We start from the raw sequence: 23,389 nt of genomic DNA on the forward strand, positions 1-23,389 counted from the left end.
CCTTCGGCGGCGGTAGAGAGAGCGTGTGCCCACGTGACGGCACTCCTCTCGAGGACGCGCCCGGCTTTCGGGACGGCATCCCCGTGGACCTGGCCGAGGACCTCGAAGGCAAGCGCTTGGCCGACCGCTTCGACGTGGGCGAGATCGTCGCCACGGGCGGCATGGGCACGGTCTACCGCGCCACGCAGCTGGGCCTCGGGCGGGCGGTGGCGCTGAAGGTGCTGCGCCAGCACTCGGCCTGGGACCGCGACACGGTGCAGCGCTTCCACCGCGAAGCCAAGACCATGAGCCTGCTGGTGCACCCCAACACGGTGCGCGTCATCGACTTCGGCGAGACGCCCGAGGGGCTGCTGTTCCTGGCCATGGAGTACCTCGAGGGGCGCACGCTCAGCCAGGCCATCCGTGACCGTGAGCTGGGCGTGCAGGACGCCGTGGACATCACCGCCCAGATCCTGAGCTCGCTGAAAGAAGCCCACGACAAGGGCGTGATCCACCGCGACCTCAAGCCGGACAACATCTTTCTCACGGAAGACCCGGCCTCCGACGAGCCGCTGGTGAAGGTGCTGGACTTCGGCATCGCCAAGATCGTGGGCGGGGACATCAGCGTGGACGCGCTCGAGACCCAGGCCGGCACGGTCTTCGGCACCCCCAAGTACATGTCGCCAGAGCAGGCGCAGGGGCACGAGCTCGATGGGCGCAGCGACCTCTATGCCGTGGGCGCGCTGCTCTACGCCATGCTCACGGGCTCGCCGCCCTTCGACGACCCCGACGCCGTGGTGGTCATGGCGCAGCACATCCGCAAGATGCCCGTCTCGCCGCGGCAGCGCGTGCCCAGCGCGCCCATCCCGCCGGCCCTCGACCGCGTGGTCATGAAGGCCCTGGCCAAGTCTCCGGAGGATCGGTTCCGGGACGCGGGCGCCTTCCTCGAGGCGCTCAATGCCGCGAGCCCCGCCGTGCGCGCGTTCGCCTCGGCCAGTCGGGTCACGCGCGCCATCGACCGCGCGTGGCGCCAGCCCAAGGTGCGCCGCGCCGGCGTGGGAGCGCTGGCCGGGTCGCTGGCCGTGGTGGCTTTGGCGGCGCTGGTGCTCACGCTCACGTTTCGTGAGGATGCTCGGGTGACCGCGGCGGCCGTAGCCGCGGAGGCTCCGAACGTGGCAGACGCGGCGCTAGTGGGGGCCTTCGCCGACGTGAGCCAGCCCTCGCGAGCCGGCGGTACCGTTCAGGTGAACGCCACGCTCGAGACGTCTCCGCCCGGCGCCGAGGTGTGGGCGGACGGCGTGCTGATGGGCACCACGCCCATCGTGGCTCCGCTTCCGGCGGGCGCGGCGTTGGAGGTGGAGCTGCGCCTCGAAGGGCACACGCCGCAGCGTCACCTGTTCGCGGCCATCGAGGCACCACAGCGTGTGACGCTCACGCGTGCGCGTCGTCGTCCGGCGGGCCGCGAAGCGGCCTCGCCCAGCGCCATGCGCCCGGGCGCCTCTGCCTACGAGCGCTTCGACTGACACATCAACGCGGGATGCAGCGCATCTCGTAGTCGTCGCGCCCGCGGTTGACCGGCTCACACGCGAAGCCCACCGGGCACTGCGTGTCGGAGCAGCACGTGTCCGCGCACAGGCCACCGATGCAGGCGAGATCACGGCATGACCAGGCCATGGAACACGCCACGCCGGTCAGCGCACCGCCCGGGTGGAGGCGCGGCTCGCACGCCTGCACGTTGGTCTGGGCCGCGTCGGGCCCGCGCACGCTCACGCTGCCGCAGTACATGTCGCTCGGGCAGTCGGCCGACGTGTGACAGCCGCCGAGGCAGATGGACTCACCGGACTCGATGCGCAGCACGCACATCTTGGAGGCGCAGGGGGCGGACGGCGTGCAGGCCGCCCCAATCTCGCCGCCCGTGATGTCCACACACGAGAGGGCCTGTGCCGGGTCCACGTCTTCGCTGGGCAAGAGCGCGCACGAGTCGCCCCCATCGCAGTCCGCGTTGCGCCCGCAGGTCTCCCGGCAGAGCCCGTCGAGGCAGCGCGCGCTCGCGCACTCGGCCGAGGTGCTGCAGGTGGCGCCCAGCGGCGAAGTCCCCCTCGCGGACCCGATGGCGCTCGGGAGCACGCACGCCCGCGCGCCGCTCGGAGATGCCCAGCAGATGCGGCCCGCGGGACACTGTGCGTCCTCGCAGCACGCCTTCGCGCAGACGCTGCCTGCGCCGCCCGTCAACGCTCGGCTCGGGACGCACGCGCCCTCTTCGCACTGCGCCGAGACCACGCACGCCGAGTCGAGCGGCAGGGGGCGCACGCAGGACCCGGTGGCCGCATCGCACACCTCGGGGGCCATGCAGCTCTGTGGGGTGCATACGCCCGTCACGCAGGTGGGCGGCGCCGCGTCCACGTCGCACGCGTCGCCCGCGTCACACTCGAACCCGGGGTAGGTGCAGTCCGGGACCGCGCAGCCCACCCCTGCGAAGCACTGCTCGAGCGCAGCGCAGAGGCTGCCACGGTCCTCGTCCACGCTCTCGTCACAGTCGTTGTCACGCGAGTCGCACAGCTCGTCTGCCTCGGCGATGGACCGCCGCACGCTCCCGGGGTGCACGTCCGTCCGTGTATCGTCGCAGTCCGCTTCGTCGGCCAGTCCGGCGCCGCACCATGAGAAGCCGTCGCCGTCGTCGTCGTGGCCCTCGTCGAGGAACGTGTCGCAGTCGTCGTCGAGCCCGTTGCACAGCTCCGTGGCGGGCACGCACACGGGCGCGGGCACGCAGAACCCGCTGATACACACCCGGTCACGCGGGCATGGGTCGGCCTCACCGGCGACCGCCTCGCAGCGAATCGGGTCGTCCGAGACCAGGAACGCGCAGCCCGGGACGGCGAGCGCGGACGCCAGGAGCGCAGCAATCGCAACCCAAGACATCGCCACACGACCCTCGGCAGCCCTCAAAGCAGGCCCCCAAGGTGCAGCGTGGCGCCGCGCGCTGTCGGCTCGATCGTCAGCCGCAACGACCGCGCGGTCTCGTCGTGGGGGTGGCGTTCACGTAGGTAGTACAGCAGCAGCGCGCTGACCCCCGCCGCCACGCCCGTGCCCAGCAGGAGGTCTGCGCCGATGGCCATGCGCCGCGCGCTGGCCTGCGCGTTCGACCGCGCCCGCGCCGTGTGGTTGGGGCCCACCACCCAGTCGTCCGCTTCGTTGTCCCGGCGCAGCGCGTAGAGGCCCAGCACCGTGCCGCCGCCCAGCGCGCCGATGCCCGCGAAGGCGCTGGCGTAGAAGGCCGCGTCGGCCCGGCCGCGCACCCGGAGGCGGGTCTCGGTCTCGATGGTGGCCTGCTCGCGCGCCAGGCGCAGGTCTTCTTCGCGCTGCCGCGCGTCTTCGGCTTCTCGTTCGGCCTGGGCGGCCTCGTCCGCCGCGCGCTGCGTGTCGATCGCGGCCTGTGCCCCTCGCACCCGCTCTAGCGCGGCCAACGCGGAGACGTGCTGCTCGTCGCTGGGAGGGGTCATCTCGATGAGCCGGGAGTAGTAGAAGACCGCGCGCTCGAAGTCGTTCATCAGCTCGTACACGCGCGCCAGGTTGTAGGCCAGCGTGGGGGACTCCGGATCCAGTGCGTGGGCACGCTCCAGCTCTTCGGCGGCCTCGCGGTAGCGCCCGGCTTGGTAATGCTCGCGCCCGCGCTCGTAGTGGGTGAGGGCTTCGCGTGACTGGGCCGCCGCTTCGGGCGTTCCGACCCAGCTCGTACAGACGATGAGGATCGCGCAGATGACTGTGCGGGGGCGCATTCCGAGGTGAGTATAGCCCGAGGGGCCGCCTTGGCACTCAAGTACCACCGGGGCGGGATCCCTGCCGTTCCACGCGCTACTGTGCGGCATGCTCTGCACCCGTTCGCTGCTCTTCTCGGCACTCGTCATCCTTTTCTCGCCGCTCGGGTCACTGGGGGCCCCGGCCTCCGCTCGAGCGCAGACGCGGCCCGCCACGGCAGGCATCGAGGGGCCCGCGCGGCTCTGGACGGCGCCACAGGGGGCGCTGTCGGTGGGGACGCATCCCGCCGCGATGGCCTGGACCGACGGGGTGCGCGTGCGGTTCCTCCACGTGGGGAACCTGGGCGGAGCCAACCTCGACGTGGGCCGCGGCAACGGCCTCTACGCCGTGGGCGGCCTGCCCTACGGCATCGGGCTCGGGTTCTCGGCCGAACGAGTGGACGGCGTCACCCTTGCGGGCGATGACGCGGACTTCGGGCGCCTCGCCATCGGGCTCGCCTGGGCACCCGGGCGCACCTTCGCCATCGGCGGCACGCTCCACTATCTGGCTGGCGGCAGCTTCGGCGGGGTGACCGGGCTCAACCTCTCGGTGGGCATGCGGCCCAGCCGCTTCCTGGAATTCAGCCTCGTGGCGCACGACGTGCTCGGGCCGCTGGGCCTCACCACCTCCACGCGCGACGTGCCGGCCACCTTCCACTTGGCGGCTGCCCTCATCGCCGGGGACACCGGCGTACGGGTGGAGGCCGGCGTCGCTCGCTCCACGGACAACCGGCTGGGCGTGCGTGGTGCGGTGCTGGCGCGCGTGCCGCGCTTCGGGGACCTCGTGGCCCAGGTCGAGGTGGACGACCTGCGGGAGACGCGCGGACGTCAGCGAGAAGTGCGCGTCACGGGTGGTGTGGAGGCGCGCCTCGGCAACCACTCGGTCGGCGGCGGCGCCACCGGGCGCTTCAACCCGGACGGCGCAGAGGGCAGCAGCTACTTCGTCACGGGCGAGTTCGGGGGCCCCTGGGCGCGCGGGCTTCCCGAGCCACGCTACGTGGCCGAGCTCGAGATTCGGGACATGAGCGCGCGTGGGCTGGTGCGCGTGGTGCACCTCCTGGACCGTGCCCTGCACGAGCGTGAGGTCGCAGGGGTGGTGCTCCGCCCGCGCGTGAAGCTGCCGCTGGCCCACGCGCAGGAGCTGCGGCTCATGGTGGACGCGCTCATGGCCGCGGGGAAGCCCGTGGTGTGTCACCTCGAGTCGGCGTCCGCCGGCGAGTGGTATGCCTGCGCCGGCGCCGCGCGCACGTGGATAGACCCCGCGGGCTCGGTGCAGCTGATCGGGCCGTCCATGGAGATGATGTCGCTCGGCGCGCTGCTCGAGAACGCCGGGGTGCGCGCCGATTTCGTGCGCATCGGCGACTACAAATCGGCCCCCGAGCAGTTCACGCACGAGCGCATGAGCGCCCCCGCCCGCGAGCAGTACGACGCGTTCCTGGACGACGTCTACACGCGCTTCACGGCGGACCTGGCGCGCGACGCCGAGGTGTCGGTGGCCCACGTGCGCGGCTGGGTGGACAGCGGGCCCTACGTGGCCCCCGAGGCGGTCACAGGGCAGTTGGTGGACGGCGCGCTCGGCGCCGAGGACCTGCGGGAGAGCGCGCGCGAGGTGCTGGGCACCCGCAGCATTCGGCCGGGGCTGCGCACCTACCGCGACGAGGACGGGCCGCGTCAGGGCATCGGCATCGTGGTGGTGGACGGCGCCATCGTGGATGGCGAGAACGTGGACATCCCGCTCATCGACATCCACCAGAGCGGCGCGCGCACCATCATCGCCACGCTGGACGCCTACGCGCGTGACCCGAACATCGCCGCCATCGTCCTGCGCATCGACTCGCCGGGGGGCTCGGCGCTGGCATCGGAGCAGATCTGGCGTGCCATCCGGCGCGCCCGGGAGCACAAGCCCGTGATCGCGTCGCTCGGCGCGGTGGCCGCCAGTGGGGGCTACTACATCGCGTCGGCGGCGGACGAGATCTGGGCGGATCCCGCCACGCTCACCGGCTCCATCGGCATCTACTACGGCAAGGTGGACTTCCAGCAGCTGGCCGAGCGTGTGGGCGTCAACGTGGAGATCATGGGCCGCGGTCGCCGCAGCGGGGCCACCTCGCTCTTCCGCCCGTTCACGGACGACGAGCGGGCGCGGCTGCAGGAGATGATCGCGGTCATGTACCAGCTGTTCCTCACGCGCGTGGCCGAGGGCCGCGACATGACGGTGGAGGAGGTCGATGCCCTGGGGCAGGGCCGCATCTTCTCCGGCGACCGTGCCCTGCGGAACGGGCTGGTGGACCACTTGGGCGGGCTCGGCTCGGCGCTGGCGCGCGCACGCGAGCGCGGGAACGTGGCGCCAGGTTGCCGGGTGAGCGTGGCTCCGGGTCGTCCGGACGAGCTGCTGGACTACGTGCTGGGGGACGCGGCGGCCAGCGTGGAGCTCGGCCGTGGCGGGCGCGTGGATGGCGCCGCGCAGCCGGCCATGGCGAGCAGCGCGCTCGAGTGGATGGTGATGATGTCGCAGATTGGCGAGCTGGGCGCGCTGGCGCATCTCCCCGAGCTGGGCGCGGTCGAGTGAGCGAGGAGGGCGTGCCTCACCCGGTGGATGCCCCCGCGGACTGGCCGGCGGACGTCACGCACGACCGGCTGATCGGCGACGTGTTCATCTACCAGCGCAGGGGCGGTCATCGCACCGGCACGGATGATGTGCTGACGGCCTATTGGGCCACGCAGCGCACCACGCTCGCGCCGCACGATGCCTACCTGGACCTCGGCTGTGGCGTGGGATCGGTGCTGCTCATGACCGCCCACCGCGCACGTCCGGCCGAGTGCGTGGGCGTGGAGGCGCAGGCCGAGAGCGTGGCCCTGGCCAGCCGCGCCGTGCGTGAGCTGCCCGCAGGGTTCGCGCCCACCCGGGTGGTCCACAGCGACTTCCGCGAGCTCGCGCTGGGGCGGCGCTTCGCGCTGGTCACGGGGTCGCCGCCCTACTTTCCCACGAACGCTGGCGTGCTTCCGCAGGATCCGCAGCGCCTCGCGTGCCGCTTCGAGGTGCGCGGGGGCGTGGAGGCCTACTGCGAGACGGCAGCAGCGCACCTCCTGCCGCATGGGCGCTTTTTCCTGGTGCATCAGACGGCCTGCGACGCACGGGTCCTCACGGCAGCGCGCGGGGCCGGGCTGCATCTGCACAGCGTGCTGGATGCCCGCATGCGCGAAGATCGGGATGGCGCGTTCCTGAGCGTCTACGAGCTGGGGTGTGACCTCCCCGCTGGCGCCGTGGAGCGCGAGGAGCTGAGCATTCGCGGCCGCGACGGGGAGTTCACGCCGGCCTACCGAGAGGCGCGTCGGGCACTAGGAGTGGAGGCGCCCGCTTCCTTGGTTGCAGCGTTGGTGTAGTTTTACACCGCCGAGGCTTCCCTTTTGCCCGATTCTTGGACACTCTAGAGGGTGATGATCCTCCCCCAGACGAAGGCGCTCGATCTCACTCACTTTCCGCTGGTGGTGTTGGTCCTCCCGCCGACGTTGGACGGCTCTTACGCGGATGTGTTGGAAGCCGATACGCGCGCGCTGCTCGGCACGCGCGCACAGTACGTGTCCGTCTCCGATGCCACGGCCGTGTCGGGCATGAGCGATGCCAAGACCCGCAAGCGCATGGGTGAGTGGGCCAAGTCCCGGGAGGAGGACTTCAAGCGCTGGCAGGTCGCGAACGCGCTCTACGTCGGCTCCGGCATCGTGCGCGCTGGCATCTCGGCGGTGCACTGGTTCGCGCCGCCGGTGGTGCCCACGGTGGTGGAGACGGACCTGGGCATCGCCCTCGACTTCCTGCGGGGTCATGCAGCGCGCGCCGGCATCGATACCGCCGGCGTGGATGCCTACGCGCGGGAGCGCCGCGCTCGCCTCTCGGGCACGGGCGGTCGCTGACGCGGTCCCGGCCCGCTCCGGCTCAGAGGTTGCTGGCCTGGAAAACGCGCACCTCGAAGGCGCCCTGGCCGCGTGTGGCGGTCACGCGCAGGCGATAGGCCTCGGGGCGCATGGGGCAGATGGCGTCACGAATGCCTAGGGTGGCCATGCGCGACGGGTCGCGGTCCAGCAGCAGCAGCACGTCCTGGTCGTCGATGAGCTCGAGGTCCAGCTCCTCGATGGAGTCCTCGCCAGCGCCGGCAACGATGTAGCAATAGGTACCCCGCAGGGTGAGCTGGAACTCGGCGGCGCGCCCCGCGTCCAGGTGTCCGACCAGCGGCTCTAACGTGGGCTCGTGCTGCGGTGAGGTGCCCGCCACCAGCGCGGCGATGCGTTCTTCGAGCGAGTGACCCGGCGCAGCGAGCGTCTCACTGGCCTGCACCATGGGGTGCACGGGCGGCACATAGCGCGTGGGGTCGTCACAGGCAGCCAGGAGGGTGGCTGCTGCGACGAGGCCGCGGCTCAGCTGCCGAAGGACAGGACGGGGAGAGGGTGACGCTCGCATCGGATGCCGAGTGTACCCCTAATCTAGCGCACCATCGGATTGCTGAAGTTCAGGTGCATGCGCACGGGCAGCTCCGTGCGGTCCTGCATGAGCTCGCTGGGAGGCGGCGCGGTGGGCAGGGTCTCGCGGATGGCGCGCAGAGCGGCCGCGTCGATGTCTGCGTACCCGCTGCTGCGCGAGAGGCGGGGGGCGCCCACCAGGTGCCCGCTGCGGTCCACGCTGAACGTGTAGACCACCACGCCCTGGTCCATCTGCAGCTGCCGCTCGCGCGGGAACACCATGGCGCCGTACACGCGGCGACGCTGCGCCAAGAGCCAGGACTGGTAGCGCGAGTCGCGCGTGTCGAGGGCCCCTCGCCCACCGGGACCGGGGGCGTGTGGGGTGGCCTCGCCTCCTTGGGTGCGCCCGCCCCCCGAGCCAGCGGGCCCCCCGCCGCCCACGCCGCCGTTGCCCGCGGCGCGCTCGCGGGCCGTCCGTGGAGACGCGTCTACCCACGACTGCATCAGCTGGGTGGCCAGCTGCTCGGAGTCCGTGTCGTCGCGTGGCCGCTCGCGGGCGGTGGCCAGCGTGGCGGCCGGGCCCTCGTCCACCGCAGGGCGGCCCGTGGCCACGCGCGCGGCCGCGCTCTCCCGCGCGCCCTGGCCTCCCGCGATGCCGGTGCCCGGGCTGGGCTGTGCAGAGCCCAGCGGCGCTGCGGTGCTGTGGGCGTCGGCGGGAGCGGCCCCAGCCGTGCCTCCCACCGTCAGCGGGATTCTGGATTCGGCCAGCACGGAAGCCGACTCACGGCCCTCGGCGCTCCGTGCAGGCGCGCGGGGGGCGCCCTCGTTCGGCTCGAGGATGGACACGCGCCGACGCTCGCGGTGGCTGCCGGTCCCCGTGGCCAGGAACGGTTGATCGTGGGGGTTGGGGGTGGCACGGCGGTTGTCCCACGACGCACGCGAAGCGTCGGTGTGGATGCGCTGCACCTGCGCCACGCCCACCGCGTTCCACGGCGCATCTTGCAGGCGCACGTCGTCCACGTTCATGGCGAGCAGCACGCCCTCTTCCGGGGCGCGTGCTTCACCGCCACCCCCGGGCAGCCCGCGGTCCACGTTCTGGGCGCTGTCGGGGCCACCAAACTCCACCGGGATCTCGTCGGCTCGCACGTCGCCCCGGGCAGCGTCAGCGCGCACTCCGTCGGGCCCCACGCGTTCCAGGCGCGCTTCGTGCGTCATCCACGCGTGCGCATGAGCCGGGTCCGGCAGCGCACGGTCGAGCCAAGCCATGAGCCCCAGGTGCAGGCAGCCCGACACCAGCACGGACACGAGGGCGGCGACATCGCGGCGCATCGTCGAAGCATAGCCACTCGCCGCCTACGCGGCTTGCGCGAAGTGGGGTTCCCGTGCTTGCTTGGGGCCATGAGCACCCAAGAGTCCCTCCGCAAGCTCGTCCAGGACAACGAAGTCGTCCTCTTCATGAAGGGCACCCGCAGCGCCCCGCAGTGCGGCTTCAGCGCCACGGTCATCGCCATCCTCGACGACTTCCTCGACGACTACGCCACGGTCAACGTGCTGGCCGACCCGGACGTGCGCGCGGGCATCAAGGAGTTCTCCAGCTGGCCCACCATCCCGCAGCTCTACGTGAAGGGCGAGTTCATCGGCGGCTGCGACATCGTGAAGGAGCTCAACGCCTCGGGTGAGCTGGCCGGCGTGCTCGGCCGGCGCCCTGCGGAAGTGGCGCCCCCCGAAGTGGCCGTGACCGAGGCCGCCGTGACGGCCCTGCGCGAGTTCCACGACGGCCCCGGGCCGCTGTCGGTGCGCATCCAGATCAGCGGGCGCTTCGAGTACGGCATGGACTTCGACGACGAGAAGCCGGGCGACCTGGTGGTGACGGGCCCCGGGCTCCAGCTGCTGTTCGACCGCGCCAGCGCCAAGCGCGCCGACGGCATGGTCATCGACTTCGTGAAGGGCCCCAACGGCGAGGGCGGCTTCAAGATGGACAACCCCAACGAGCCCGCCAAGGTGCGTCAGGTGCCGCCGCAGGTGGTGGCGTCGTGGCAGGCCGAGGGCAAGTCCTTCGAGTTCTTCGACGTGCGCACGCCCGCAGAGCGCGAGACGGCCGCCATCGCCGGGACGCAGCTGCTGGACGACGCGGGTCGGGCGCTGCTCGAGAAGCTCGAGAAGGACACCGTGCTGGTGTTCCACTGCCACCACGGCATGCGCAGCCAGGCAGCCGCCGAGCACTGCCTGCGGCTCGGCTTCACGCAGGTCTACAACGTGGCCGGCGGCATCGCCGCCTGGTCGCGTGACGTGGACCCGTCCATCCCGCAGTACTGATCAGTTGGTGTCCGAGGTGGTGCAGCGCAGCACCTCCTCCACCGTGGTCATGCCGGCCCGCACCTTGGCGAGGCCGGCCATGCGCAGCGAGGTGATGCCGATGCGGATCATCTCCTGCTTGAGCTCGGCCGTGGAGCAGCCCTGTAGCACCAGCTCCTTCAGCTGGTCGCGGAAGGGCATGACCTCGTAGAGGGCCACGCGGCCCTTGTAGCCCGTGTCGCCGCACGTGGCGCAGCCGGTGCCCTTCATGAGCTTCAGGTCCTTGAGCTCGGCCTGCTTGAAGCCCACGTCCAGCATGGCCTGGTCGGTGTAGGTAGTGGGCTGCTTGCAGTCCGCGCAGATGCGGCGCGCCAGGCGCTGCGCCACCACGAGGTTGACCGAGGCCGTGACGAGGAAGGGCTCCACGCCCATGTTCAGGAGGCGCGTGACGGTGCTGGGCGCGTCGTTGGTGTGCAGAGTGGACAGCACCATGTGGCCGGTGAGGGCCGCCTTGATGGCGATCTCGGCCGTCTCGAAGTCGCGAATCTCGCCGACCATGATGATGTCCGGGTCCTGACGCAGGAAGCTGCGCAGCGAGGCGGCGAAGTTCAGGCCGATGTCGTCGTGCATGTTCACCTGGTTGATGCCCGCCAGGTTGAACTCGACCGGGTCCTCGGCCGTGCTGATGTTCGTGTCGATGGTGTTCAGCTCGGCCAGAGCCGAGTAGAGCGTGGTGGTCTTGCCCGAGCCGGTGGGGCCCGTGACCAGCACCATCCCGTACGGGCGGTGGATGTTGTCCTTGAAGTCCTTGAGCGGCTCGGGGTCGAAGCCCAGCTTGGTCATGTCCAGCTGCAGGTTGGACTTGTCCAAGAGGCGCATGACGATCTTCTCGCCGAACAGGGTGGGCAGCACGGACACGCGGAAGTCCATCTCGCGCCCCTTGCCCATCTTCAGCTTGATGCGTCCGTCCTGCGGCAGGCGGCGCTCGGCGATGTCCAGCGAGGACATGATCTTGATACGCGACGAGATCGCGTTCTTCATCTTGAGCGGCGGCCGCATCTCCTCGCTGAGCACGCCGTCGATGCGGTAGCGCACGCGCAGGCTCTTCTCGTACGGCTCGATGTGGATGTCGGACGCGCCCTTCTTGATGGCGTTCAGCAGGATGGCGTTGCAGAGCCGGACCACCGGCGCGTCCCCCGACGCGCGCTCGAGGTCCATGATGTTCACGTCCTCTTCGGTGCCCGTGAAGTCGATGTCCTCCTCGTCGAAGCCATCCATGATGTCGTCGTAGGAGATCTCGGGCGCGGCGTTGCCCGTCTCCAGCTTCGCGAGGATGGCGGCCTCCGAGGCGACGACCGGCTCCACGTTGTAGCCAGTGAGGAACTTGATGTCGTCGATGGCGTGGAGGTTGGACGGGTCCACCATGGCCACGATCAGCGCCGAGCCGGCGCGCGAGACGGGCACCACCTTGTGGCGGATGCAGACCTCGTGGGAGATCAGCTTCATCACGTCGGGGTCGATCTCGTAGTTGCTGAGATCGATGGACTGCACCCGGTACTGGGCGCTGAGGAACTCGGTGATCTCGTCGTCCGAGATGACACCCTGGCGCGCGAGCGCGTATCCAAGGCTGACCTTGTCGCGCCGCTGAGTCTCCTGTGCTGTGCGCAGCTGCTCGAGGCTGATGCGCTTTTCACGTACGAGAAGCTCTCCGAGGCGATTGCTCATGAACCGATGACTCCGTGGCGGGGGGAAGGAGCTGTCGTGGTGCGGACAGCCGTTCGGAGGATACCTCAAACAGCGACAGGAGCGGATCAATCCTCACGTACGGAACCTGGCCGGGCCTGCTAGGATCGCGCGCGATGAGCTTCCTGCGACGCGTCTTCGACGGGACGTACCGCCGCGCACGGCGGGCGGAGGGCCGCGGCGAGTACCGCGAGGCCGCCGAGCTGTATGCCGAGGCCGGCGCGGACGCCGAGGCGGGCGAAGCCTGGCTGTTCTACGCCGCCCGCCTCACGGGGGTGGAGGAGCGGGTGGCGGCCTACCGCGATGCGCTGCGCTGGTTCCCCGAGGGCTCCCCGAAGGCGCGTGAGGTGTGTGGCCACATCGGCATGGCGCGGCTCGAGGATGCGCAGCGCCGCGGGGTGCACACCGCCGACGAGCGCCGGGTGCTGGAAGACGCGGCGGCTCACCTCGAGCGCGCGGACCGGCCGGCGTATGCGGCCACGGCCTACGAGCTGCTGGGCATGCGCGACGCCGCCACCCGCTGCCTCGAAGCCGCCGGTGAGATCGAGCGCCTGGAGGCCCTGCTGGAGCAGGGCGCGCGCGAGGCTGCGGGCGAGCGGGAGCGGCGCTCTGCGGTGCGTGACTACGAGGTGGCCATGGTGGTGGGCCAGCGGCGCGAGGCCATGGCGGCGCTCGAGCGGGCGGTCACGGGCGCGCGGCTACGGGCGCAACAGGCGGAGTCGTCGGCCGACGCGGAGGTGCGCGATCTCATGCGACGCCTCGAGGCGCGCCGCACCGCCCCGCTGCGCTGCACGCTGCGGGTGGGTGCCGTGAGTGTGGCCCTGTTCGGGTCGCTGCCCGTCACGCTGGGGCGGGAGGCCGACGTGTGTGTGCGGGGTACGGGGGTGTCGCGCACCCACTGCCGCGTCAGCTTGGGGCCGAACGGCTTCGTCCTCGAGGACCTGGGCAGCAGCAACGGCACCCTGGTGCGGGGCGTGCCGCTCGGAGCGCCGCTTTCCCTCACCGGCCCCCTCGAGGTGGGCCTCGGCGATGATGTGTCCATTCGCATCGAGCCCAGCGAGGGGGCGCTCATCCTCCGCGTGCTGTCGGGGCTCGACTCGGGCTCCGTGGCGGTGGTGGGTCCGGGTGCGCTTCTGCTCCCCGGCGTCGCCGCGCACGTGCGCTTCGAGGCGGGCTTCGGCGTGTTGACCGGGGCCGCGGGCGGAAGCGTCCAGCTCGCAGGGCAGCGCTGCATGGCGCCCGTGGACCTGCTGCGCGAAGACGTGCTCTCGGTGGACGGGGTGCGCGTCGAGGTCACGGCGTGAGCTTCTGGCACCGCGTGCGGCGCGCCATCCGTGGCGAGGGTGAGCCAGCCGGTGAGGGCCAGCCTCCGGGCATCACGGCGTGGGAGCGGGTTCCCCGCAGGCCTCCTCGGGCGCGGCGTCACACGCAGCGCCCGCGGTCGCGCTCACCCCCGAGCAGGTGCTCCGCCAGATGGCGGACGACCCGAGGCAGATCGACGAGGCCGCGGCGGTGACCGCCCTCGAGCGCCTCGAGGCCGAGGGCAGGGCGGGCAGCGCGCTGAGCCACGCGTCGGCCGTGCTGGTGCACGGCGTGCTGCTGCCACGGCTGCGCCTGGCCATGGCCGAGACCTTGAGCGCGCGGGCAGACGACGCCGAAGCTCTCCTGGTGCTGGCTCCGCTGCTGCGGGACGTCGACTTCAGCGTGCACGCGGCGCAGCTGAGCGCCGAGATCCACGAGCGGGCAGGGCGCGACGGCGAGGCTCGTCAGCTCTACGAAGCCATCCTGGCGCGCGACGTGGGGCACGCGCGGGCGGCCACGCGCCTCGAGCGGCTGGGGCAGCGCGGCCAGGCGTCTGCCGGGGGTGCCACGTTGGTGGCCGAGGGGGCCATGGCGCGCGGGCGCTACCGTATCGAGCAAGAGCTGGGGCGCGGCGGCGCGGGCACGGTGTTCCTGGCGCGCGACACGCGGCTGAACCGGCTGGTGGCGCTCAAGGTCTACCATCGACGGGGCCGCGCCGAGTGGGAGCGCCTGCTGGTGGAAGCCCGCACGCCGGCGCAGATCGAGCACCCGCTGGTGTGCCGTGTGCTGGACCTAGAGGAGTCGCTCTTCGGGTTGGCGCTCGAGTACCTGCCGTCCGGGTCGGTGAAGGCCGTGCTCGATCGCCGGGGCTATGACGTGCCGCGCGCGCTCGGGCTCCTGGCCACCGCAGCCGAGGGCTTGCTAGCCGTCCACGCGGCGGGCTTCGTGCACCGCGACATCAAGCCCAGCAACCTGCTGCTGCGGCGCGATGGGCGCGTGGTGCTCACGGACTTCGGCATCGCGCTGCCCATCGGCGCCACCTCCTCCAGCCCCACCGCCGAGAGGGTACGCTCCAGTACATGCCCCCGAGCAGAAGGCGTCTGCGCCGGCCCAACCCGCGGCTGACGTGTTTGCTCTCGGGCGCGCGGCGAACGAGCTGCTGGCCGGCGCCGACGGGCAGGTCCCGCCCGCGCTCGCGTCGCTGCTGGGGGCGTCCACGCGCGAGGTCCCACGTCAGCGTCCCAGCATGGCCGAGCTCGCCGCGGGGCTCGCCTCCGGCGGCTGAACGGCCTCTGCCAGCTTGCCCCAAGTGTCCCTCCGGGGTAGTCCCAGCCCGTGGCAAAAAAGGGCAAGAAGCTGGAAGCCGGTAGTGAGCGCGTGGACCCCAACGAGGCGCTCCGCCAGGTGGAGCGTCCGCGCGCAAACTGGCGCGTCATTGGTCTCATCCTCCTCGGCTTCGCCGTCCTCTGGCTCTTGGCCTTCATGGCCATTCCCGTGGTCAGCTACGTCGGCGTCGTCGTGGTGGGCCTGCTCAGCGCGGCGGCCATCGGCTTCGGCGTCTACATCTGGCGGATGACCCGCCGCTCGTCGGCCATCGTGGACATCATGAAGGGGGCCACGGACGCCGAGGGTCGCGCCAGCGCCCTGGCCGCGCTCGCGGCCCAGTCCCCCGAGGGAAAAGACGCCATGAACGTCCTCGCGCAGGCGCAGATCCTCGCCCAGGACGACCCGCAGGCCGCCATCGCCAAGCTCGAGACCATCGACATCGAGAAGGCCCCGGCCATCCTGCGCAACGACATCCGCGCCCAGCTCGGGCTGATGTACCTGCTGACCAACAAGCCCAAGAACGCGCTCGACCTGGCCCGTGACATCAAGCCCGACGCGCAGCCCCAGGTGAAGCAGAAGGCGCTCTACGCCGCCGTGCGCGCCGAGGCGTTCGCCCGCAACGGCAAGCCCGAAGACGCGCGTCTGGCCCTCGAGGGCATCAAGGAAGCCGACCCGGAGATCGCCGAGGTCCGCCCGCTGGTGCTGCGCGCGCAGGTCTTCACCTTCTTCGCGCTGAAGAAGCGTGGCCTGGCCGCCGAGGCCATGGAGCGCCTGGTGCTGGTGGAGCCCAACATCGTCATGTCCATGGCGAGCAAGGGGCACCCCGAGATGAAGCAGCTGGCCATCGCCACGCTGCAGCGTGCGGGCGTGGTGCCGAAGCAGCGCGTCAGGATGCGCTAGCTTGTCTGCGGACACCTGGACCCTTCAGCAGCTGCTGACGTGGTGCACCGACGACTTCCGCAAGCGCGGCATCCCGAGCCCGCGCCTCGACGCCGAGCTGCTGGTGGGGCACGCGCTCGGCATCGATCGGGTGCGCATCTACCTGGACTTCGAGCGGCCGCTCACGCCGGAGGAGCGCGCCAGCATCCGCGCGCTGGTGGAGCGGCGCCGTCGCCGAGAGCCGGTGGCGTACATCATCGGCGAGCGCGCGTTCTACGGGCGCACGTTCGCGGTGGGGCCGGGCGTGCTGGTTCCGCGGCCAGACTCCGAGACGCTCGTCGAGCGCGCGCTCGAGCTGCTGCCCAAGGATGAAGCGCAGACGGTGCTGGACGTGGGCACGGGGAGCGGCTGTCTGGGGATCACGCTGGCTGCCGAGCGGCCGCTGGCGCAGGTCACGCTCGTGGACATCTCGGAAGACGCGCTGCGCGTGGCGCAACAGAACGCCCAGCGCCTGGGCGTGAGCGAGCGGGTCACCACGCTGCGCTCCGACCTCTTCGCGGCCGTGACCGCGCCGGCGGGGGGCTTCGACCTGATCGTGTCGAACCCACCGTACATTCCCACGGGCGACTTGGCCGGGCTGATGCCCGATGTCATCCAGCACGAGCCCCGGCTGGCGCTGGACGGTGGCCGGGACGGGCTCGACTGCGTGCGGGCGCTCGTCACGGGAGCCCGGCAGCAGCTGCGCGCGGGTGGGGCGCTGCTCATCGAGATCGGCATCGGGCAGGCGGACGCCTGTGTGGCGCTGCTCACGGCGGCGGGCTTCACCGACGCCTGCGCGCACAAGGATCTCGGCCGCATCCCGCGCGTGGTCGAGGGTCGCAAGCCCGCATAAGTTGATTCGGCGCGGTGCCCGGACGCACCATGGAGGCTCCGAGAGCCATCGAATGAGGTCCCGTCGCATCGTGTGGAGCGTGTTGGGGGCAGCCTGTGTGCTGGCCGCCGCGCTCCCACGCCCGCATGCCGCGGCCACGGAGGGTGACGCCGAGACGGCCGAGGGCGCGCCGAGCACGGCCCCCGCAGCGCCGAGCACGGAGACCCCAACGGGTGGCAGCGTCCAACCGGCGCCGGTGGTCGGCGAGCTGAGCCCAGCGGGGCGCGCTGCGCGTGGCATCTACGTGAACTCGTTCGCCATGCGGCGCATGAGCGCCCGCAGCCTGGAGCGGGATCTGCGTCAGCTGCGCATGGACGCGGTGGTCATCGACGTGAAGGACAGCAACGGGCACGTGGCCATCGACACGCGCGTTCCCGCGCTGCGCGCGCAGTCGCCCGTGCGGCGCCGTATCCGCCACCTGGGCCCCAAGCTGGCCGAGCTGAAGGCCGCGGGCGTCTACACCATCGCGCGCGTGGTGTGCTTCGCGGACAACCAGCTGCCACGCCGCCGGCCCGACCTCGCCGTGCGGCGTCAGCATGGCCGTGCGCCGTGGGTCTCGGCGGGCACGGGCGGCACCTGGCTCGACCCGCACAACGAGGAGAACCACGCCATCCTCTTGGCGCTGGCGCTCGAGGTGCAGGCGCTGGGCTTCGACGAGATCCAGCTCGACTACGTGCGCTTCCCGGTGGACGACGCCACGCGCTGGGCCGTGTTCCCGGCCGAGGGCGAGCGCTCGCGCGTGGACTCACTGGTGAGCTTGCTGCGGCGCCTGGACGCAGGCCTGCGCATCCCGCTGAGCGTGGACGTGTTCGGGCTGGCCGCGTACCGCGAGGGCGACCCGGCCGGCCTCGGCCAGGACCTGGTGCAGTGGGCGGAGCACGTGGAGGTCATCAGCCCCATGCTGTACCTCAACGCCATGCGCAGCTGGCAGGTGGGCAACCGCAACCGCGCGCAGAACCTGGTGCAGAACGGGGTGGCCGCGCTGCGCGGGCGAGTGGGCGAACAGGTGGTCATCCGCCCCTACCTGCAAGCGTTCTCCGAGGGGGCCGACGAGTTCAACCCGCGCTTCATCGCCGCGCAGATCCGCGGCGCGCGCAGTGGCGGCTCGGACGGCTTCCTGTTCTGGAACACCACCAGCCGCTACGTGATGCTGGAGCAGAGCGCCCGGCGCATCGCGGACCTGCACCCGTTCCCGCGGGCCCTCGGCCAGCCCGAGCCGTGAGCGGCGCGCGTCACTCGCGCAGCAGCACGTCGCAGTAGTACTTCATCTTGCGCACCAGCTTGCCGTGCGGGCGCGTGTCGATGTCCTTCTTGAGCGCCAGCATGACGCGGCGCTGGAAGGTGTAGCTGTTGAGCGTGCGCTTCGGCGCCTGGCTGCCGGTCTCGCGCTCGTACGGTGCCCACAGCGACTGCTCGTCGAAGCCCCACTCGGCGAGGTCCAACGGGTCGCAGCGGTCCAGCATGCGGCGCGCGAGGTCCAGCTTCTTCGGGTCGCCGCGCAGCTCCTGGGTCCACTTGCCGATGGAGCCGGTGACGGGCCGGTCGTGCTGCTGCACGCCGATCGGGTCGCCCATGCCCTTCTTCATGGCGGGGCCCTTGCCGTACTCCTCGGCGCCCTCTTCGTTCTCGAGGCCGCAGTAGGCGAACATGCGCTCGAGCGACTGCGCGGGCTCCTTCACCAGCGCCTCGTAGCGCGCATGGTAGAGCGGCACCGGGCGCTCGCGCAGCATCCGGCCGAGGGCCCCCACGTAGCGCTCCACCACCGGGTTGAACTCGTAGGCGGTCTGCCAGTCGCCGTCGAAGAAGCTGTTGGCGAAGCTCGAGAACACGGCCAGCGGGTGGCGCGTGAGCACCAGGTACTTGGCGTGCGGGTACAGCTTGGTGAGGAACGGCCACACCAGGCTGTTGGCCGGCGTCTTGTCCAGGAAGCGCGCCTTGCCGGTGGGCGCCAGCATGCGCCCGTACATGATGTCCGTGTAGGCCCGGAGCGCGTCCAGGTAGTCCTGCTCACCGCGCGGCAGCTCCGCCACGAACGACTTGAGCGCCTCAGCGGCGTTCACGTGATCGAACGCGGCCTTGTCGATGTTGTCGTAGTAGCCCAGGTGCGCGATGGGCGAGATCAGGTGCGGCTCGGGGTGCGTGTAGATCTGCGAGTGCCCGCCGATCATGCGCTGGAGCAGCGTGGAGCCAGAGCGAGGAGCCGAGAGCAGGAAGATGAGCTGGTTCTGCACCCCGATGGGATGCCCCGCGCTCACGTGGGCGTCAACTTCCGGACCGGCGGCAGACCCAGACCTGGCTCTCCGCATAGGAGCTGAGTGGCTCGTCCTCGAAGTCGCCGAAGCGCTCTACGGTCTCGAACCCCGCGTGCTGCAGCGCGGCCTCGAGCTCCATGGGGAAGTACTGGCGGTGCGTGAGCAGCTGCACGCGCACGTCGCGGGGGTCGTCCAGGTTGTGCAGCTCGATGGTGATGGCCATCACCTGGTGCACCGCGTCGTAGTCGAAGCTCTCGCGGTAGGCGTAGCGCTGTCCGTTGGGGTGACGCACCGCGCGGCCCTTGTAGACACGGGCCGGGTCGCGGGCCAGCAGCACGGGGTCCGGCAAGAGCACGTCGAAAACGAAGTGCCCGCCGGGGCGTAGGTGCCGGTGCACGCCTCGCAGGGTCTGTGCGAGCTCGTCCACCGTGTAGAGGTGCATGAGCACGTTGAAGGGCGCGATGACGGTGTCGAAGCGCTGCCTCAGGTTGAGGGCACGCAGGTCGGCCTGCTTCAGGGTCACGCGCTCGCGGGCCACGCGGGGCAGCTTGCCGAGACGCTCCTCGGCCACGTCCAGCATGGAGCGCATGCTGTCCACGCCGGTCACCGTCACCCCCGCCTGCGCGAGGGGCAGGGTGATGCGCCCGGTGCCGCAGCCCAGCTCCAGCACGCTGCCCGGGGTGCGCTCGCAGAAGGCCGTGTACCAGCGCACGTCCACCTTCCGGTGCTGGTACGTCCGCTGATAGAAGGGCGCGTCCTCGTAGTGCGTGACGGTCCCGCGCTCGAGGAACGCGCGCTCGGCCTCCTCGATGAGCTTGCGCTCGCCCTCGCTGATGGGGCTCATGGCGCCTCCGGTGTGGCCGAGAACGGGTCCTCGGCGCCAGGGAAGTCCATGGCTTCCACCTTCCACTCGCCGTCCGTGTCGCGGCGCAGCTCGAAGCGCACCGCGTTGGCGTAGTCCTGATTCAAGAAGTGCCCGCGGGCGACGGCGGCCAAGATCACGTGGTCCGCGTCGGGGGCCTCCCGCTCGCGGATCTCCAACGTCAGGCGGTGCTCGGCCATGGTGTTCCAGAGCATGGCGGCCGTCTCGCGTTCTTGCTCGCTCATGGCGCTCTCCCGGCGCCGGCGCGCCTCCACCTCGGCCGCTGCGCGCGCCACGCTGAGGGCCATGGCCACCTCGTAGTCGCGCTTGCGCCAGGCATCGAGGAAGGTCTCGGCCACCGCCTCGGGGGTGCCGCGCCGCACGTCCACCTCGGGCCGCACGGCGCCGGGCAGCTCCTCTTCGGGTTCTGCGCCGTCGCTGAACCGTGGGCTCAGGAACGCGGCTGCCCCAATGGCCAGCATGGTGCCGGACAGCACCAAGACGAGGGGGGTGGGGATACGCGCGCTGCCCATGTGCGGCAGGTAACGCGAGTGGCCGGCCCGGTCAATCCCGGGGGCTGCTCGCTCTGGCTGCCAGGATGGCGTCCGCCAGCTCGGCGAAGCCCTCACCACGCGGGGCCTGAGTCACGTAGCGCGGCTCGTGCACCAGGGGGAATTGGTCGCGCACGTTGGCCACCCCGAACGACAGCGGGAAGTAGGCAAACGCGGCGGCGTCGTTGCCGCTGTCGCCGATGAAGGCCCAGCGCTCGGGGGCGGCTTCCACGTCCTCACCCAGCAGCTCGCGGGCGGCCCGCACGATGCCACGGGCCTTGTTCCAGTCGCCCGGCACCACGTGCGCGTGCACGCTCGACACCACCACGCGGGCGCCCTCGGCTTCGATGAGCTGCACCAGCGCGCGGATCTCGCTGGCCGGCAGGTGCGCCTCTTCGCCCACGTCGAAGGCCAGGTCGCACAGCCGCCCGCCTTGGTCGTTGGACTTGAACACATGTGGCATCTGCTGCTTCACGGCCCGCTCGACGCGCTGCAACAGCAGGTCTTGCTGGGCGCGCGTCTCGGCGTCGTCGAAGAAGCCCACGGGGGGGATGCCCGGAGCGCGGTGATGAGCGCCGGGGTACCAGCCCGCGCCGTTCTCGCCGATGGCCACGTCCACGGGCCAGTGGCGCGCCACCACGTTGGCCCAGCCGAGCGGCCGGCCGGTCACGGCGATCAAGCGCACGCCCGCCGCGTGCAGGCGCCACATGGCGGCGAACGCCTCGGGCTGCAGCTTGCCGCCACGCGTCACGGTGTCGTCGATGTCGAAGCACAGGCCGCGCAGGCCGCGCAGCGCCTCGGTGGACACGTGGTCGAGCGGCAGCATCAGGTCACTCCCAGGAACGCGGTCTTCAAGTACGAGCCCTCCGAGAAGGCGGGGGGCACCGGGTGGTCGGGCGCTTGCTGGCCCAGGTGCAGCAAGGTCACCTCACGCCCCACGTCGCGCGCGGCGATGCTGATGGTGCGCAGGAAGTCTTCGGCCTGCATGGCCGCCGAGCAGGAGCAGCTGACCAGCAGGCCACCGGGCGACACCAGCCGCAGCGCGTTCTGGTTGAGCTTGCGGTAGGCCTCGCGGCCGCGCTCGAGGTGGCGCGCGCTGGGGACCAGCTTGGGCGGGTCCACAATGACCAAGTCGAAACGGCGCCCGCCCTGCTGCAGCTCGGGCAGGGCTTGCTTCGCGTCGCGCGTGAGGAACTCGTGGCGGTCCGCGAAGCCGAGCCGGTGCGTGATGGCCACGCCCGCCGTGGTGGCGGCCACCGAGCTGTCCACGCTCAGCACCGAGCGGGCCCCGCCGCGCGCCGCCGACAGCCCGAACGAGCCGATGAACGAGAACGCGTCCAGCACGTCGCGCCCCTTGGACAGGGCCTCCACGCGGGCGCGCTGCTCACGCTGGTCGAAGTAGTAGCCCGTCTTCTGGGTGACGCTGGTGGGCACCTCCATGGCGAGTCCGCGCTCGAAGAAACGCAGCGCGTCCGTGCCCTCGCCGCGCACCACCTCGAGCGCCTGGGTGAAGCCCTCTTGGGCCTGGCGGTCGGCGGCCTGCGCCACCACGCGCTTGGCGCCGGTCACGCGCGCCACGTGGGCGTACACGTCCTGCGCCAGGCGCCACATGCCGATGGTGCCGAACAGCACCGTGGCGGTGTCGCCGTACACGTCCACGATCAGCCCGGGCAGCGCGTCGCCCTCGGCGTTGATCAGCCGGTAGCCCGTGTCGGTGGCGCTCGGGAAGCCCAGCGTGTGGCGCAGCGCGGCGGCGGCGTCGATGCGCCGGGCCAGCCAGCCTGCGTCCAGGTGCTCGCCGTCCACGTGGCTGGCGATGCGCACCACCAGCGCGCTCTCGGGGGACCAGAAGCCGCTGCCCAGGAAGCGGCCGCCTTCGTCCACCACGCGCACGGCGTCGCCCGGCGCAGGCGCCCCGCGCAGCGTCTTCACCGCTTGGGCGAAGACCCACGGGTGGCCCGCCCAGACCGGGCGCACGCGCCCCTTGTTCAGCACCACTTCAGCCATGGGGGGCGCACAGTACCACGGCGCTGCGGGAGCGCCGCCGAACTTCCCCCCCCCCCCCCCCCTCTTCGGGAGCTCCCAGGCCCCCGGAGGCGCCGCGGTAGCAGCCACCGGCCGGCGCCCCCCCGGGCCCCCCCCCCCCCCCCCGGCCCCTCCCCCCCCCGCCTCTTCGGCCCTTCCCCGCCCCCGGGGGGCGGGGCCGCCCCGCCGCCCCCCCCCGCAGCAGGGGCGCGCGCCCCCGCCGCCCCCCGCCGCCGCCGCCGCCGGCGGGGTCGCCCACGCCCGGCGGGGGGCACCGCCGCGCCCGCGCCCCCGGCGACGCCCCCCGGGGCGGCGGCCCGCGCGCCCCGCCGGCCGGCGCCGCGTTCGCCGGGCCCCCGGGCCCGGAGCCCCCGGGGGCCGCCCCCCGCCCGGCGACGAACCCGCGCCCGCGGGGCCCCCGCCGGCGCCGCCCCCGCGGCCGCCGCCGACCCGGCCGCAAACCCCGCCCCCGCCGGGGCCCCCGGCCGCGGGCGCCCGCCCCCCCGGAGGGGGCGCCGGGCAGCCCCCGCCCCGCGGCCCGGAGGGGGGGCCGCCGCCGGACGCCCGCGCCCCGGGCCGCCGCCCCCGCCCCCGCCGCCCGGCCCCGGGGGGACGGCGCCGGCCCCCCGCCCGCCCCCGCCCCCCCCCCCCGCCGCCCCGCCCCGCCCCCGCCGCGCCGGGGGCCGCCCGCGGGGCCGCCGCCGCCGCCCCGCCCGCCCGGGGCGCGGCGCCGCCGCCCCCCGGCCCCCGCCGCCGCCGCCCGGCCGGGGCCCGCGCGGCGGGGCCGCCGCCCCCGCCCCGGCCGCCGGCCCCCCGCGGCCCCGGGGTCGCCGGGGACGCGGCCGCGCCCCCGCCGCCGCGGCGCGCCGCCGCCCCCAGCCGGGGGACGGGGCGCCGCCCCCGCCGCCCCCGGGCGCCGCCCGAGCCCCGACCACACGCGCCCGCACCCCCCCGCCGCCCGCCCCCCCCCCGGGCGGCGGGGCGCACCGCCCCCCCCCCCC

General features: G+C 72.4%; 21 protein-coding genes. 11 read left to right on the forward strand and 10 right to left on the reverse strand.

Annotated features, from left to right (window positions below; translation table 11 throughout):
* Nucleotides 1-23: 23 nt before the first annotated feature.
* On the forward strand, nt 24-1,502 hold the full coding sequence (locus tag IPI43_08585) for a serine/threonine protein kinase (protein ID MBK7774184.1): 1,479 nt from the start codon (nt 24-26) through the stop codon (nt 1,500-1,502).
* A 4-nt stretch (nt 1,503-1,506) separates the two neighbouring features.
* Here IPI43_08585 and IPI43_08590 read toward each other — a convergent pair whose 3' ends face one another.
* The gene (locus IPI43_08590; protein ID MBK7774185.1) at nt 1,507-2,898 is read right to left on the reverse strand and encodes a putative metal-binding motif-containing protein; all 1,392 of its coding nucleotides are present in this window, start codon (nt 2,896-2,898) and stop codon (nt 1,507-1,509) included.
* Nucleotides 2,899-2,921: 23 nt separating this feature from the next.
* A complete protein-coding gene (locus tag IPI43_08595) occupies nt 2,922-3,755 on the reverse strand; it encodes a tetratricopeptide repeat protein (protein MBK7774186.1) in 834 nt (277 codons plus the stop codon).
* Between the two features lie 88 nt (nt 3,756-3,843).
* On the opposite strand from IPI43_08595, the gene sppA reads away from it, so the two are divergent.
* Genes sppA through IPI43_08610 form a run of 3 tightly spaced genes read left to right on the forward strand, consistent with a single transcriptional unit; the run spans nt 3,844 to nt 7,679 of the window.
* The gene (gene sppA, locus IPI43_08600) at nt 3,844-6,339 is read left to right on the forward strand and encodes a signal peptide peptidase SppA (protein MBK7774187.1); all 2,496 of its coding nucleotides are present in this window, start codon (nt 3,844-3,846) and stop codon (nt 6,337-6,339) included.
* A gap of 11 nt (nt 6,340-6,350) precedes the next feature.
* On the forward strand, nt 6,351-7,154 hold the full coding sequence (locus IPI43_08605; protein ID MBK7774188.1) for a methyltransferase: 804 nt from the start codon (nt 6,351-6,353) through the stop codon (nt 7,152-7,154).
* A 51-nt stretch (nt 7,155-7,205) separates the two neighbouring features.
* Nucleotides 7,206-7,679, forward strand: a complete 474-nt coding sequence (locus IPI43_08610; protein MBK7774189.1) for a hypothetical protein — start codon at nt 7,206-7,208, stop codon at nt 7,677-7,679.
* 22 nt (nt 7,680-7,701) lie between these two features.
* Here the strand turns inward: IPI43_08610 and IPI43_08615 are convergent, their stop codons facing one another.
* Entirely contained in the window at nt 7,702-8,223 is a 522-nt protein-coding gene (locus tag IPI43_08615; GenBank protein ID MBK7774190.1) for a hypothetical protein, read from the reverse strand.
* A 23-nt stretch (nt 8,224-8,246) separates the two neighbouring features.
* A complete protein-coding gene (locus tag IPI43_08620) occupies nt 8,247-9,551 on the reverse strand; it encodes a TonB family protein (GenBank protein ID MBK7774191.1) in 1,305 nt (434 codons plus the stop codon).
* 69 nt (nt 9,552-9,620) lie between these two features.
* On the opposite strand from IPI43_08620, the gene grxD reads away from it, so the two are divergent.
* Complete coding sequence (gene grxD / locus IPI43_08625; protein MBK7774192.1) at nt 9,621-10,538, forward strand: Grx4 family monothiol glutaredoxin; 918 nt, start codon at nt 9,621-9,623, stop codon at nt 10,536-10,538.
* Here grxD and pilB read toward each other — a convergent pair whose 3' ends face one another.
* The gene (pilB, locus tag IPI43_08630; protein ID MBK7774193.1) at nt 10,539-12,242 is read right to left on the reverse strand and encodes a type IV-A pilus assembly ATPase PilB; all 1,704 of its coding nucleotides are present in this window, start codon (nt 12,240-12,242) and stop codon (nt 10,539-10,541) included.
* 680 nt (nt 12,243-12,922) lie between these two features.
* On the opposite strand from pilB, the gene IPI43_08635 reads away from it, so the two are divergent.
* From IPI43_08635 to IPI43_08660, 6 genes are all read left to right on the forward strand, one after another.
* The gene (locus IPI43_08635) at nt 12,923-13,564 is read left to right on the forward strand and encodes an FHA domain-containing protein (GenBank protein MBK7774194.1); all 642 of its coding nucleotides are present in this window, start codon (nt 12,923-12,925) and stop codon (nt 13,562-13,564) included.
* Between the two features lie 79 nt (nt 13,565-13,643).
* Nucleotides 13,644-14,687: a serine/threonine protein kinase gene (locus tag IPI43_08640; GenBank protein MBK7774195.1), complete on the forward strand. Its 1,044-nt coding sequence runs from the start codon at nt 13,644-13,646 to the stop codon at nt 14,685-14,687.
* 1 nt (nt 14,688) lies between these two features.
* Nucleotides 14,689-14,847 carry a hypothetical protein gene (locus tag IPI43_08645; GenBank protein MBK7774196.1) on the forward strand — a complete coding sequence of 53 codons (159 nt, stop codon included), beginning with the start codon at nt 14,689-14,691 and terminating at the stop codon, nt 14,845-14,847.
* 50 nt (nt 14,848-14,897) lie between these two features.
* Nucleotides 14,898-15,788 (forward strand): hypothetical protein, encoded by an 891-nt coding sequence (locus IPI43_08650; GenBank protein ID MBK7774197.1) that lies wholly within the window; start codon nt 14,898-14,900, stop codon nt 15,786-15,788.
* A 1-nt stretch (nt 15,789) separates the two neighbouring features.
* Complete coding sequence (gene prmC / locus IPI43_08655) at nt 15,790-16,659, forward strand: peptide chain release factor N(5)-glutamine methyltransferase (protein MBK7774198.1); 870 nt, start codon at nt 15,790-15,792, stop codon at nt 16,657-16,659.
* A gap of 52 nt (nt 16,660-16,711) precedes the next feature.
* Complete coding sequence (locus IPI43_08660) at nt 16,712-17,920, forward strand: hypothetical protein (GenBank protein MBK7774199.1); 1,209 nt, start codon at nt 16,712-16,714, stop codon at nt 17,918-17,920.
* 10 nt (nt 17,921-17,930) lie between these two features.
* Here the strand turns inward: IPI43_08660 and IPI43_08665 are convergent, their stop codons facing one another.
* From IPI43_08665 to IPI43_08685, 5 genes are read right to left on the reverse strand one after another with little or no spacing between them, the layout of a single operon-like run.
* Nucleotides 17,931-18,953: a sulfotransferase gene (locus IPI43_08665; protein MBK7774200.1), complete on the reverse strand. Its 1,023-nt coding sequence runs from the start codon at nt 18,951-18,953 to the stop codon at nt 17,931-17,933.
* Between the two features lie 7 nt (nt 18,954-18,960).
* The gene (locus IPI43_08670) at nt 18,961-19,794 is read right to left on the reverse strand and encodes a class I SAM-dependent methyltransferase (GenBank protein MBK7774201.1); all 834 of its coding nucleotides are present in this window, start codon (nt 19,792-19,794) and stop codon (nt 18,961-18,963) included.
* Nucleotides 19,791-20,345 (reverse strand): hypothetical protein, encoded by a 555-nt coding sequence (locus tag IPI43_08675; protein ID MBK7774202.1) that lies wholly within the window; start codon nt 20,343-20,345, stop codon nt 19,791-19,793. The genes IPI43_08670 and IPI43_08675 overlap by 4 nt, the downstream gene beginning before the upstream one ends.
* A 31-nt stretch (nt 20,346-20,376) precedes the next feature.
* Nucleotides 20,377-21,189, reverse strand: coding sequence for an HAD-IIB family hydrolase (locus tag IPI43_08680; GenBank protein ID MBK7774203.1), 813 nt, complete (start codon nt 21,187-21,189; stop codon nt 20,377-20,379).
* On the reverse strand, nt 21,189-22,370 hold the full coding sequence (locus IPI43_08685; protein ID MBK7774204.1) for a class I SAM-dependent rRNA methyltransferase: 1,182 nt from the start codon (nt 22,368-22,370) through the stop codon (nt 21,189-21,191). Before IPI43_08685 ends, IPI43_08680 begins: the two co-directional genes overlap by 1 nt.
* Nucleotides 22,371-23,389: the final 1,019 nt, after the last annotated feature.

Source organism: Sandaracinaceae bacterium, from assembly GCA_016706685.1.
Classification (GTDB): domain Bacteria; phylum Myxococcota_A; class Polyangia; order Polyangiales; family Houyiibacteriaceae; genus JADJJE01.